Origin of the sequence: Duncaniella sp. (assembly GCF_029056165.1) — a bacterium.
Taxonomy (GTDB): Bacteria; Bacteroidota; Bacteroidia; order Bacteroidales; family Muribaculaceae; genus Duncaniella.
In genome coordinates, this window is sequence record NZ_JAIDBW010000024.1 from 56,801 (window position 1) to 69,921 (window position 13,121).

General features: G+C 51.1%; 10 protein-coding genes and 1 tRNA gene. 3 read left to right on the top strand and 8 right to left on the bottom strand.

Annotated features, from left to right (window positions below):
- Positions 1 to 21: 21 nt before the first annotated feature.
- From K2G41_RS05515 to K2G41_RS05530, 4 genes are all read right to left on the bottom strand, one after another.
- Positions 22 to 1,164 (bottom strand): aminotransferase class III-fold pyridoxal phosphate-dependent enzyme, encoded by a 1,143-nt coding sequence (locus K2G41_RS05515; protein WP_300116122.1) that lies wholly within the window; start codon positions 1,162 to 1,164, stop codon positions 22 to 24.
- 82 nt (positions 1,165 to 1,246) lie between these two features.
- Entirely contained in the window at positions 1,247 to 2,209 is a 963-nt protein-coding gene (gene argC, locus K2G41_RS05520; RefSeq protein ID WP_300116135.1) for an N-acetyl-gamma-glutamyl-phosphate reductase, read from the bottom strand.
- Between the two features lie 11 nt (positions 2,210 to 2,220).
- The gene (gene argG, locus K2G41_RS05525) at positions 2,221 to 3,432 is read right to left on the bottom strand and encodes an argininosuccinate synthase (protein ID WP_300116142.1); all 1,212 of its coding nucleotides are present in this window, start codon (positions 3,430 to 3,432) and stop codon (positions 2,221 to 2,223) included.
- Between the two features lie 64 nt (positions 3,433 to 3,496).
- Positions 3,497 to 4,114 carry a GNAT family N-acetyltransferase gene (locus K2G41_RS05530; RefSeq protein ID WP_300116145.1) on the bottom strand — a complete coding sequence of 206 codons (618 nt, stop codon included), beginning with the start codon at positions 4,112 to 4,114 and terminating at the stop codon, positions 3,497 to 3,499.
- A gap of 147 nt (positions 4,115 to 4,261) precedes the next feature.
- On the opposite strand from K2G41_RS05530, the gene K2G41_RS05535 reads away from it, so the two are divergent.
- On the top strand, positions 4,262 to 4,384 hold the full coding sequence (locus K2G41_RS05535; RefSeq protein ID WP_300116148.1) for a hypothetical protein: 123 nt from the start codon (positions 4,262 to 4,264) through the stop codon (positions 4,382 to 4,384).
- Here K2G41_RS05535 and K2G41_RS05540 read toward each other — a convergent pair.
- The 4 genes from K2G41_RS05540 to K2G41_RS05555 all read right to left on the bottom strand — a co-directional run bounded on the left by K2G41_RS05540 (position 4,381) and on the right by K2G41_RS05555 (position 11,260).
- Positions 4,381 to 4,677: a thioredoxin domain-containing protein gene (locus tag K2G41_RS05540; RefSeq protein ID WP_300116161.1), complete on the bottom strand. Its 297-nt coding sequence runs from the start codon at positions 4,675 to 4,677 to the stop codon at positions 4,381 to 4,383. The two genes, K2G41_RS05535 and K2G41_RS05540, sit on opposite strands and share 4 nt — an antisense overlap.
- Before the next feature lie 129 nt (positions 4,678 to 4,806).
- Positions 4,807 to 6,132: a histidine-type phosphatase gene (locus K2G41_RS05545; RefSeq protein ID WP_300116172.1), complete on the bottom strand. Its 1,326-nt coding sequence runs from the start codon at positions 6,130 to 6,132 to the stop codon at positions 4,807 to 4,809.
- 311 nt (positions 6,133 to 6,443) lie between these two features.
- On the bottom strand, positions 6,444 to 8,243 hold the full coding sequence (locus tag K2G41_RS05550; RefSeq protein ID WP_300116175.1) for a hypothetical protein: 1,800 nt from the start codon (positions 8,241 to 8,243) through the stop codon (positions 6,444 to 6,446).
- 35 nt (positions 8,244 to 8,278) lie between these two features.
- A complete protein-coding gene (locus K2G41_RS05555; RefSeq protein ID WP_300116180.1) occupies positions 8,279 to 11,260 on the bottom strand; it encodes a tetratricopeptide repeat protein in 2,982 nt (993 codons plus the stop codon).
- 235 nt (positions 11,261 to 11,495) lie between these two features.
- Between K2G41_RS05555 and K2G41_RS05560 the strand changes: the two genes are divergently transcribed.
- Entirely contained in the window at positions 11,496 to 12,797 is a 1,302-nt protein-coding gene (locus K2G41_RS05560) for an acetylxylan esterase (protein WP_300116193.1), read from the top strand.
- A gap of 248 nt (positions 12,798 to 13,045) precedes the next feature.
- Positions 13,046 to 13,119, top strand: a tRNA-Thr gene (locus K2G41_RS05565).
- The last annotated feature ends 2 nt before the right edge of the window (positions 13,120 to 13,121 follow it).

A 13,121-nucleotide genomic window follows, 5' to 3' on the forward strand; every position in this document is an offset into this window, starting at 1 on the left:
GGATTCAACTATATTGATGGATTATTTTCCTTCAAGGACTTCCTTGAAAGCTTCTACGAAGCGGCGTGCATGACTGCGCGGAAGCGACAGGGGAGGAAGAAGACGCACTGTATGTTCGCCGGCACCACCAGTGAAGATATGCTTGTCGAAAAGCAGACGCTTGCGCAGCTCAGGTGCCGAGCCTTTGATCTCGATACCGATCATCAGGCCACGTCCGCGGACTTCCATAATCTCCGGATGATCGGCTGCAAGCCCGTTGAGTTCTTCAATGAGATACTCGCCAACCGCCGCCGCATTTGAAATCATGTTCTCTGTCTCCATCACGTCGAGCACGGCAATAGCGGCCGCACAGGCAAGATGACTTCCGCCAAAGGTGGTGCCGAGCATTCCTTTGACCGGCTTGATGGCCGGAGAAATAATCACCGCTCCCATCGGGAAGCCATTGGCGATACCTTTAGCACAGGTAATGATATCGGGGCGGATTCCTGCATACTGGTGAGCAAAGAAACGACCGGTGCGGCCGTAGCCCGACTGGATTTCATCAAGGATCATCACTACCCCATACTTGGTGCAAAGCTCACGGAGACGACGGAGGAAGGAGTCGTCAACCATACGGATACCGGCCACACCTTGAATCCCTTCGACGATTACACCTGCAAATTCACCGGTGGCAAATTTAGCTTCGACAGCTTCGATGTCATTGAGGGGTACGAACTCAACATTTTCGGTAGAGTTGAACGGTGACTGGATCTTGGGATTATCAGTTACGGCTACCGCGCCTGATGTGCGGCCGTGGAAAGCCTTGTCAAATGCGAGGATCTTGCTCTTGCCGGTATGGAACGATGCAAGTTTCATCGCGTTCTCATTAGCTTCCGCTCCGGAGTTGCATAGGAAAAGGGCATAGTCATTGTAACCCGACAGACGACCGAGACGATCGGCAAGTTGCTGCTGGAGCGAATTCTGCACCGAATTGGAGTAGAATCCGAGTTTCGATACCTGCTCGGCTATTGCTGTCACGTAGGTATGGTGTGCATGGCCGATGGAAATGACGGCATGACCTCCGTAGAGATCGAGGTACTCCGTACCGTCAGCGGTATAGACATGATTGCCGAGACCGCGTACGGGCTCGATGTCATATAGTGAATATACGTCAAATAAATTCATGGGGGAATAGTATGATATGTAGGAGGCTGTGTCAAAGTCCGCCTAAGGCAATGGAATTACCTAAACCTTGAACTCTAAACTTTTAAAACGCTGATGGTTTCAACTTCAGGCCAGTCTCTTCAGGATAACCGCAGATAAGGTTGAAATTCTGTACGGCTTGTCCGGAAGCTCCTTTGAGAAGGTTATCTATAGCCGAGAGGATCAGCAGTTTCGATCCATGCTTTTCGAGCGAGATGACAGCCTTGTTGGTATTGACCACCTGCTTGAGATCGATAGGTCGGTCAGAGACATGTGTGAAAGGCGCGTCGGCATAGAAATCCTTATAGAGCTTTACAGCTTCTTCAAGCGAGAGATCCGTGTCGATATAGGTCATCGCGAAGATACCGCGCGGGAAATCACCGCGCACAGGCACGAAGCTGATCTCGGCATCGAAACCGGGCTGGAGCTGAGAGAGGGTCTGACGTATCTCTGCAAGGTGCTGATGGGAGAATGCCTTATAGACCGACAGATTGTCGTTGCGCCAGCTGAAGTGGGTGGTTGCACCCGGCTTCACACCCGCACCGGTCGAGCCTGTAACGGCAGTCACATGAATCTCACTGTTGAGCTTACCGGCTGCAGCGAGGGGCAGGAGGGCAAGCTGTATGGCCGTTGCGAAGCAGCCGGGATTGGCCACGAGACCGGATTTTCGGATAAGATCGCGTTTCGCTTCGGGCAGACCATAGATGTAGCCCTCGGACTCATTGCGATAGTCCTGTGCGAGATCCACTATCTTCAGACCTTCGGGTTTAGGATTTTCCTCCCAAAACTTCTGACTGAAGCCGTGACCTTGACAGAGGAACAGAACATCAATGGCGTTGAGATCATAGTCCTCGGCAAAGCGGAGGTCCGTGTCGCCGATAAGACCTTCATGAATCTCGCTCACGAGTTTGCCAGCGTTGCTTGACGAATGGACAAACACGATTTCCGCCTGCGGATGGTTGATGAGCAGGCGGAGGAGTTCGCCGGCAGTATAGCCGGCGCCTCCTATAATTCCTATTTTAGCCATCGGTGAGCGGATTATTCTTTTCCGTTGCGCTTCTGCACGTTGTGGAAAATCTTCATCTGGTTACCGAGGATCTTGGTGAATCCCTTGACATCGTCGGCACTCCAAGCCTTGTTGACCTCACCGTATTCGCCGAAATCGGTCTTCATGAGATCAAAGGGTGAATCAACGCCAACAAGTGTGTAAGAGTACGGACGGAGAATGATCTCCACAGTACCCGTCACATTTGCCTGTGAGCTTTCAAGGAAGGCTTCCATGTCGCGCATCACAGGTTCGAGATACTGCGACTCATGGAGGAACATACCGTACCACGTGCCGATCTGATCCTTCCAATACTGCTGCCACTTGGTAAGAGTATGTTTCTCAAGCATCTTGTGAGCGGCGATGATGAGGATAGGACCTGCGGCCTCGAAGCCGACACGACCCTTGATACCGATGATGGTGTCGCCGATATGCATGTCACGACCGATACCATAGCGGGAGCCGAGACGCTCTACCTCGCGGATAGCATCAATCTTGTTGTCATAGTGTTTACCGTTCACACTGTCGATCTCACCCTTAACGAAACCGATGGTAATGTGTTCCTCACCCTTCTCGGTAACTTGGCTGGGATATGCGTTCTCAGGGAGTGTCTGCTCGGAATGGAGAGTTTCCTTTCCGCCGATACTTGTGCCCCAGAGACCCTTGTTGATGGAATATTCCATCTTCTTGAAATCAGCTTCGATGCCGTGTTTCTTCAGATAGTCGATCTCATACTCGCGGGTGAGGGTCATGTCACGTGTCGGAGTGATGATCTCGATTTCAGGAGCGAGGATCTGGAATGTAAGATCGAAACGAACCTGATCGTTGCCTGCGCCGGTCGAACCGTGGGCCACTGCATCAGCACCGATCTTCTTTGCATACTCAATGATAGCGATGGCTTGGAAGATGCGCTCGGATGATACGGAAATGGGATAAGTACCGTTGCGGAGCACATTGCCTGCCACCATATATTTAATGCTCTTGTCGTAATAATCACCGGTCACGTCGAGGGCTGCATGGGAAGCCGCGCCAAGGCGAAGAGCCTTTTCCTCGATGGTTTTCAGTTCTTCAGGGCTGAAACCGCCGGTGTTTGCGATAGCGGTGTGTACTTCATAACCGAGATCTTCGGAGAGATATTTTGCTGCAAATGATGTGTCGAGGCCACCACTGAAGGCGAGGACTACTTTTTTCTTCTTGTTTTCCATTTTTTTGTTGACTTTTATGTCCGTTGCATTAGTTTACGGACACTGGAATTAAAAAAACTTGAATTTATTTAAGATGGAGGATTTTTTTAATGCGGTTCTGCAACCACATCATGTAGGGCGCACGTTTTGACGGACGTTCAAGCTTTGCCTTCGGGTCATAAAGCATACCGGTACAGAGACACATTCGTCGGTTGTTGCGCTGGAGAATGTCGAAGTTGACACATCCTTTGCATCCGGCCCAAAATTCCTCGTCGTCAGTGAGTTCTGAGAATGTCACCGGCTTGTAGCCCATCTGAGTGTTGAGCTTCATCACCGGGAGTGAGGTAGTGATACTGAACAGTTTTGCAAAGGGGAAGCGCAGGCGCGCCAGCTCAAAGGTCTTAGCCTTAATTCGTGCCGCGAGCCCCAATCGTCGGAACTCTGGATCCACTATAAGGCCCGATGTGGCCACATAGTCACCATGTTCCCAGCTCTCTATATAACTGAAGCCGATGAGACGGTCATCACAGAGAGCGACGACAGCCTTTCCCCCGCGGATCTTCTGGGCGATATACTCCGGTGTGCGCCGGGCAATGCCGGTTCCGCGCTGAAGGGCTGATTCATAGATGAGGGTGACGATCTGCTCAGCATACTTCGCATGCTCTTCTTCAGCAAATATCACCTTTATCTGATCATTATTCATCTAACTGTTGTGAAAATATAATGGTTTAAAACGATAAAATGTCTGCAAAAGTACGAAATTAATATCAAATTTTCACACCATAATCAATAAAATTTGCAAAATGCCAGTGGAAATGTGGAATTATGTATGGAAAATCCTTTTTAGAGGATGGATGTGCTCCGTATGACCGTCGGAACGTACAGCCATAACCGTACCGTCAGCCATGCAGCATATTGCTATACGATATGCTGCATGGCTGACGGTACGGTTGCTAAAGCAGATGACCTTTAGAGACCTGTCTGAATCATTTCTTCGAGTTCGGACTGTGTCTTTTTGCCGCTTTCTCTCATGAGTTCCTGACTTTCCTTGAAAAGAATATAGGTAGGATACTCTTCGAGTTTGTAATGAACCTTGTATTCTCCGTCGTCCGAAGCATCGACGCGCTCGATATTGGCACGCCCTGCGAACTCTTCGCGGAGTTTCTGAATGAGTGAATCTACATCAGCGGCATCCTTGTTGCCGGAGTGCTGGAATACGACCAGCGTAGGAATTGTTTCTTTGATTTTTTCTACAAAACTTTTCATAGTGTATGTGTAATCGTTAAATATTCAATTTACAGATATAACAAAATCCATGAAAGTTTGGTTTTGCAGATCCGATAATCGGAAACAGAACTCTGATCGGATCATGGTCCGGTTGACGCTGTCACCGGATTATTCCGTGAATTTAGTCGGGAAGGCGTCGAGTTTCGACATGTAGAGATCCCGCATGTCAGACCACTTGTAGTATGGGCCGCTTACAGGATCGAGAGGTAAGGTAACCTCTTTCTCGTTGAGGAGCACTTTTACAAGGACATCGTCAGGTGATAGAGACGGGTTTTCAGCAGGACGGTAGAATATGATCTGGATATTGCTGCCCATCGGGAAGATCTCATAGTTACGCCAGTGAGCGGGAAGATTTTCGATATCCGTTGTGTCGAAGTCATTGCCGTCAAGTTCCATCAGAATAGTGAGCGGGAGGACGATTGATTCATGACCGAAGCGGAGGTTGGCACTGAGACGGGGTGAAACCATAGCTGTGTCGGCTGACTCAATGATGTTGCGGAGCAGGACACGCTGATTGTATGGAATACGGTTGTTGGTTATTGAGGTATTGCCTGCAGAGAGATACCACCCGGCGTTCTGGGCCTTCCACTCGTTGTTGAGCTCCTCGGTGGTAAAGATGTCGTAGAGGTCGGGTTGGTCATCGTGGCTCTGGGCATTGGTAGTGATCTCGAAGATATCGGTGAAGATTTTCTTCTCGTCAAGACTGTCGGCTACGAACTGAGGGTCGTTGAATATCTTTGAGATGAATACCGAGTGATCGGAATATTTTTCATCGAAGAGCGGTTCATACTTTTTCTCGGCTTCGCGTCCGAGTTTTTTAGCTACGGAATCGGTGCTGTTGTAGGCAAGGATCTTCTGTGTGGTGCGTGAGGCATCGCAGGTGACTATGAGTTCCGGGCAGATGCGCTGAAGTTCGGCGATCTCATTGGCCATCGAAAGGATACAGCGGATGATGACGGTTGATTTTGCATCGACGTGTGTACCCGGAACGAAGATTTCGGGGAAATTCTCGGTCATTCGGCGGGCTATGTCGCGGTGCTGACGGTGGCCCAGCGGTGTAAGTTCTCCGACGCGTCCCTTGGAGTCAGCTGCAATTTTTGAAAGCTGACCGAGGAGCTGTTCGCCGCGCGGAGTCAGTTTGCCGTTGGCTTTGGCTTTTTCGAGGGCTTCGACGGGACGATCATAGTCGGCATCCTTGAGAAGCCAACGGCTGCCATGACGGCCATAGTGCTCGATGTGGAAAGGTACGTAGTCCTTGGGGGCTTCCGTGAGTTTCGGCATACCGTAGGCGGGACGCGGGTAGGCGAGATACTGGCTTCCTACCTGATAGCGGTCAGGCATATCGGTACGCTCATTTTCAGTAGCCGCACTGACTGATGTTGTCAGTGATAGAGCAAGTAATATACCTGCTGATAAACGTTGAAATGTGATCATGGTCTATTCGTTATTAATTATGTAGCGTGCAAATATATGAAAAATTAGGCAATAAGAGTAGCTTTTAAAATTGAATATTAGTAATATATCCCACATTATATCTCTCCGGCGTATTCTACGTCGATGTAGGGTGGATCTGTTTACCACGTGTCTTCCTCGCTCCGTCTGACAAAAATTTTCATACGTTCAATTTTTTGTCCGGCTCCACTTGGTCGTGACGGTGAGGTTCGCCGATTGATGAGTCCTATATAAAAGAATCAGCCGCCCGACAAATCATCGGACGGCTGAGTTTCTATCACTGGATAATAAGATCAGAATTTGAGGGATGCGCCGATGAGGAAGTTGGTTTCCTGTGCCTCACGGTAGCCGATGAAGTAGTAACGGCGGTTCAGGAGATTGTTAGCGCGTGCAAAGACGGAGAAAGGTTCAGAGATGGCGTATGTTGCGCCGAGCGAGAGGTCGGACATACATCCGAGCGAGGAGGAAACAGGGGTATATACTGCTCCGAGTGAGCCTACGTTGTCAGGCACGAGTGTGTAGATGCGGCGTCCGCCACGGAATTCCCAACCGAGGGCAAGGGTGAGGGGTTTGATTGGCTTGAGTGTCATCTCGGCCTTGATGACCTTTGACGCGCGGTCGCGCCACTCGTAGTAGCTCTTGTCGTAATCGTTGGGGGCGGCTTCGAAACTTACGCGGGCCTTGAAGAGGTCACGATAGCTGTAGCCGACGGCTGCTCCGACGTGCCATGCGGAAAGATCGACGTTCTCAAATACACCGTAGGTCAGATAAGCACCTCCTGCCACAGGCATGAGCCAGTCGGATGCCTTGGCGTAACCACCGAAAACCTCCATGTATGCCCCGAAGAATGGACCGAAGCTGAGACGGCCGTCAATGGCGAAAGGAACGTGTGACTGGGAGTAGGCGAAGAAAGATGAGATGTAGGGGGTCACATCATAGAGCGACGCGAGGGAGTTGAGGACAGAACCTCCTGTAGCTTTGGCCTCGAAGCCGAAAAGCTGAGTGGGAGTCCATGCGAAAGTGACTTCCGGTGCTACGTGGAAGGTGCTTTCGGCGTTAGTGGATATGTCGATCTGTGCTCCGATGCTTGCTTTGACAGTTGATGAGGTGTAGTCGTAGTGAGGTGTCAATGATATGAGACCAGTGGTGGATTCTCCTTCAAATGTACGGTCGTCCGAGGAGAGATAGGGATAGAGTGCGCGGAGACGTGCCGAACTGCGCAGGAAGTCGGCATCAACATTGAGTCCGACCGAAGAATTGTCGCTGAAAGGAAGTGTTAAGAGTCCGGACAGGCCGATCTGGTTCTGACGGACACCTTTTTCGGGATATGATTCGGCCATATCGCTTTTCAGTGCATTGTCGGCTGCATTGAGGAATGATGAATGGTAAAAACCGAAATGACCGTAACGCAAGGCTGCTTTGTAAGTGAGATTTTCAGAGGTGGATGAGTAGCCGACAGAGCCGTTGATGCGGCTTGTGTTCTGTCCGTAGGGTGAGATGAGCGAAGTGCCGAGTGGGAGTGTATGGTAGGCATAGGTGTAATTGAGGCTGGCTTCGACTGCCGAGGTCTTGCCTACGAGGGTGTGGAGATCTGCTCCGATGGTGGCGGAGTGGTCACGCCAGTAATTCTTCACGTCATTGTAACCGGTGGTCAGATTGTCGGGGGTTACCAGCGGAATTGAGGTTGTGGTCGTGTAGATATCACCTTCATACTGCCCCCAAAGGCTCAGACGGGTTTTCTCTGAGGAAAGTATGCGGTAACCGGCAGAAGCAGTGGCGTTGAACAGAGGTGCGCCTGCGCCGAGTGAGATATATCCACGATAGGGGGAGGTGTAGAGGTGGTCTCCGTAGGCCATCGGAGCGAGGATGGAATAGGAGTTGGGAACAGGCGCGGTGACCACGCGGTCACTGAATGAAAGTTGTGCGCGGCTCAGAGCGGGCAGCTGTAGGGTAGGGAGGACATTGATGCGCGAGGCTTCGCGTTTCACCGGATCGATTTTCTGATCCACGGTGATTTCCTTATGCAATCCCTGAGCGGAAGCGGCCACGGCAGCTGCAAGGCTGAGGGAGATGAGTGCTATTCTGGGTTTCATGATGTATGATGGACGGATGATGGTGGATGTGAGGATTAGAGGCGTGAATCAATCATCTGGAAGATGTCGGCCTCAGTGCCGGGGTAGTTTGAACGGAGTGATTTGAGATACTCGTCGGCCTCGAAGGTGTTGCCCTCCTTGCGGAGTATGTCGCTGTAGAGGATGAAGCCACGCGCCAGCCAGTACTGATGGGGTGTGTCGGACGAAATCAGTTTGTCGGCTGTTGCTTTCGCATCTTTCAGGTTACCGCGTTCGAGCTGCGAAGCTCCGAGATAGTAGGCACTTTTCGCGCCATAGATGTCGGCAGTGTTGCGGGCAAGTTCACTCCAGTCGCTATAAGCCTTATCGAAGTTACCGAGGGCATTGTTGGCAGTGGCGCGCATGAAACGGATCTCGTTCATGTCCGACGAAGAATTGGCCGCGGTGGATGAGAGGAGTTTGTCGGCCGTAGCTACGACCTCGTCGTTCTTGCCGAGATCGGCGGCGGTGCGCAACAGTCCGATGCGGGCGTCGCGGAGCATATTTGAGCCTGACGCGCGGCCTTCAAGTTCACGGTAGGTTGAATAAGCGATTTCAGTCTTTCCGAGCGAGGTCTCGGCGGCAGCTTTTATGAGCATTGCATCCTCGGCTACCTCTGAGTCGGGATGATTGGTCAGCACCTGAACGGCATAGCCTTGTGCTTCGGATGCGTTACCGGAATTCCATGAAGACTCGGCGAGATAGTAAAGAGCCTGTGCGCGGTCAGCTCCGTTGGGGTAGTCGCTGACGTAGGCGGTGAGTTTGGCGACAGAGCCTGCGTTCACGTAGTCATTCTCGGCTGCCTGAAAAGCGAGGCGTTCGAGATCGGAAGCCTCGTAGCGCGGAGCGTTGGGAACGGAATTGATGAAGGAGACGAATGCCTGAAGATTTCCATCGGCGGCATAGATCTGCTTGAGGTCGTCGGCAGCTATGCGTGCTTCCTCGCTCGTCGGGAAGGAACTGATGACTTTCTTGTAAGTACCGATGCCCTTGGTGCGGTCACCACGGTTGATGTAAGTGATTGCCAGCTGAAGGTAGCCGTTGCGGCCGGGGGCGGTGTTGGAGTAGTTGGTGACGAGCTTGGTGTAGGTTCCGATTGCCTGATCTGTCTGCCCCATGGCCGACTGGCTCTCGGCTTTTTCAAGCAGGGCGGCCGGGATGAGACCGGACGAGGGGAATTGCTGCATGAGCATGTCGAGTGTAGAGACTTTGGCTGCATACTCCTTGCGCAGTCCCTTCATCATGGCAAGCTGGTAGAGGGCATAGTCCCCTGCGGAGGGATTGAGGTCGTAAGCCTGTTTGTAGCTCTCGGCAGCTGCATTGAAGTCGGAGAGGTAATACTGACAGTCAGCCATGCGTGCGTATGAATCGGAAAGAAGGTTGGCTGAAGAACCGGTTTTGAGAAGTGATATGGCGTCGCGGAAATTTGTGAGCGCGTCGGAATAACGTTCCTGATTGAAACGTGTGTAGGCAAGATCGTAATAAGCGAGTGCGCGGTTCTCTGAATCAGTCTTGGGGGCAGCTGCGATGAAAGCCTTGTAGCAGGCGGCCGCCTCGTCGTAGTTGTGGCGTGTGAAGTAACAGTCGCCGAGCCAAAGGTCACACTGGCGTGCAAGAGACGGATCGCCGGACTTTATGTTTTTTCCCTGAGTAAGATGGGTGATGGCCTCGGTGACTTTTCCGGAAGAATACTCGCGTGAGCCGAGTACGAGGAGCACTCTCTGCTTGGCACGCTGGAGCTCGGCTGAAGGGTTGGGAATGCGTTCGAGCGAAGCGAGGGCATTTTCATAATCATTGTCGCTCATGTAGCCATTGATTATGTAGCGTTGTACATCTGCGCTGTAGCGGGAATTGGGATATTCCTTAATGAAGTTTTCGAGCAGGGCGACGGAATTGCCGAACGGGACACGTCCGCCATCCATACGGGCTACCGCGTAATTATAGAAGGCGGTTTCGCGTACTTCACGGTCAAAGTTGAGTTTGTAGGCATTTTCGAAAGCCATAAGGGCTGAATTGGTGTCGCCACGTTTCAGGTAAGCCTGTCCGAGGAAGAGATACGCACTTTGTTCCATTGCCGAACTTGTGCCGACGGCCTGCTGAAGAAGCTTTATGGCCGCATCGTAGTCACCACGGCTGTATTCGCTCATTCCAAGTATATAGAAGGCCGACGGTTGCGGATCGGTGGTCTCCGCACAATATTTCCAAAGATAGGGGAGGGCATTGGCCTCGTCGCCGAGATTATAGAGCGACTCACCGGCTATGCGGTTGCACTCGGCATTGAATTGCGGGACTGTGCCGGATTCGAGAAGCTGACGCGCGAGCGAGAGCGCGCGGTCATAGTTGCCTTGAGCGAAGAGTATCTGTGACTCGTAATAAGGAGCGGCATTACCCGGTGCTTCCGAAGTGTCCACGGCCCGTAGATACTGGAGGGCAAGATTGTAATCCTTGTTGACGTAAGCGAGATAGCCGAGATAGAAGCGGGCGGCGTTGCCGTAGGCGGCAGTGCTCTGCAGTCCTCGGAAAAGGCTTGCGGCGGTGGAGTATTCGCCGAGAAGCATGTAAGAGTAGGCCGTGCGGTAGGTCATCTCGTCGGCCCGGTCATTTGTAAGGGCCATAGGATTTACGCTGGAGTATTCCTGAATGGCCTGACCGTAGTTGGCACGATTGAAATAGAAGTCGCCGATTGACATCATGACGTCGGCACGGCGCGGTGAGACGGGATACGTGGCCAAAAAGTCGCGAAAGAGCTGGAGAGCGCGTTCCTCGCCAAGTCCTTGGGATGCTTTGCCGAGATAATAGAGTGCGTCTTCGCTTTCTTCCGTGGTCGCATTGAGGTCAGTTATATGGCTGAGCTGATCGATGCAGCCACCGTAATTGCGGTCGGCAAACATGGATATGCCCCTTTCGAGATAGCCGTTGGCATCCGGGCGGCTGACCTGTGCCTGAGTGGTGCCGGCAGCCATGCAGCACATTGCTGTGATGATGAGATGACGTTTCATAAAGTGATAGTGGGGTGAGCCTCCCTGTCGGTCGAGAGGAAGGGAAGTGTATTATACCGCAAAATTACGACGTTTTGAGGAAATATCCCTTTCGGAATCAGCGAAAATGGCAATTTAAGAATATTTAATAAGCTGTCATAACTGACGGAAGTGTTAAAAATGCTAATTTTGCAGAAATTTGACTGAATTTGAAGCAGTCGAAAGAGCTAATTAACATCTCGAAAAATTGTTTATCATGAAAAAACTTAATCTTACCACCTTAATTATATTAATTGCGTGTGTATGCACAGGTGTGAGAGCTGAGAATTATCCCTCGCGCAGTGACTGCCTTTGGGTAACTAATCCCGATCATGCCGACTGGCTGTATGAGACCGGCGACAGCGCGGTGATTGCGGTGGAGCTTTATCGTTACGGAATGCCTGTCGATGGTGTGGAAGTCAGCTATACAATAGGCGATGATATGCTTCCGGCAGATAAGGAGGGGAAACTGATGCTGAAAGATGGCAAGGCGAAAGTGAATATCGGCACGATGACTAAGCCGGGATTCCGCGATCTGCGTCTTGAAGCGAATTTTGACGGTCATAAGTCGGCTCATCATGTCAAGGTGGGATTCTCACCTGAAAAACTCCAGCCATACGTCAAAGAACCGGCAGATTTTGTCGGATTCTGGCAGAAGGCAGTCGAGGAGGATAAGAAATTTCCCCTCACATATACGATAGAGCCTGTGGAGAAATATACCACCGACAAGATGACATGTCAGCTCGTGAAACTGCAGATCACCCCCGAAGGCAAGTCGATGTACGGTTATCTTTTCATACCGAAAGGCGGAGGGAAATATCCGGCCGTCATGACCCCTCCGGGAGCGGGCGTGAAGACCATCAAGGATCCCATGCTTCATCGTTACTACGGTGAGGGTGGTATGATCCGTGTCGAGACCGAGATCCATGGTCTGCATCCCGAACTGTCGGAAGAGGAGTTTACAGCCGAGCGTAAGGTCCGTGGCAACTATCTTGAGTTTGACATGGATGATCCGGATAAGTATTATATGAAGGACGTGTATCTCGGCTGCCGTCGCTTCCTTGACCTGCTCACATCGCTCCCCGAATGGGACGGTAAGAATCTTTTCACTCAGGGAGGTTCGCAGGGCGGCGCGCTTGCAATCACCACAGCGATGCTCGACGACAGAGTGACCGGCTGTGTGGCGAATCATCCCGCGCTTAGCGACATGACAGGTTATCTCGGAGACAAGACCGGTGGCTATCCCCATCATTTCCGTAAGAATCCTGAGACGGCTACGCCTGAAAAGATACGCACGCTTGAATACTACGATGTGGTGAACTTCGCACGTCATTTGAAATGTCCCGTAAGGATGACATGGGGATTCAATGACAATACATGTCCTCCTACGACGAGCTATGAAGTGTATAACGTGATCACGACTCCTAAGGATGCATTGCTCACTCCGATCAATGAACACTGGACAACAGTCCCGACGGAAATGGGACATTATGAATGGATCAAGGAGCACTGTAAATGACAAAGAATCCCGGTCGGAGAGAAAAAGCTCTCACCAACCGGGATTTTTTTTGCAAACCAAAAATAATTAATTAAATATCTGATATACAGCTCGTACAGTAGCTAAAAAGAGCTGTGTTGAAGAAAAAATCGAAAAAATTTATGCAAAAAAGTTGTGAAAATATTTGGTAGTTTAAAATATTCCCCGTAATTTTGCATCGCTTTTGAGGGGTAACGCCTCTACAAAACGCAAGAGAACAATAACTTGTTGCCTCTTTAGCTCAGTTGGCCAGAGCACGTGATTTGTAATCTCGGGGTCGTTGGTTCGAATCCGACAAGAGGCTCA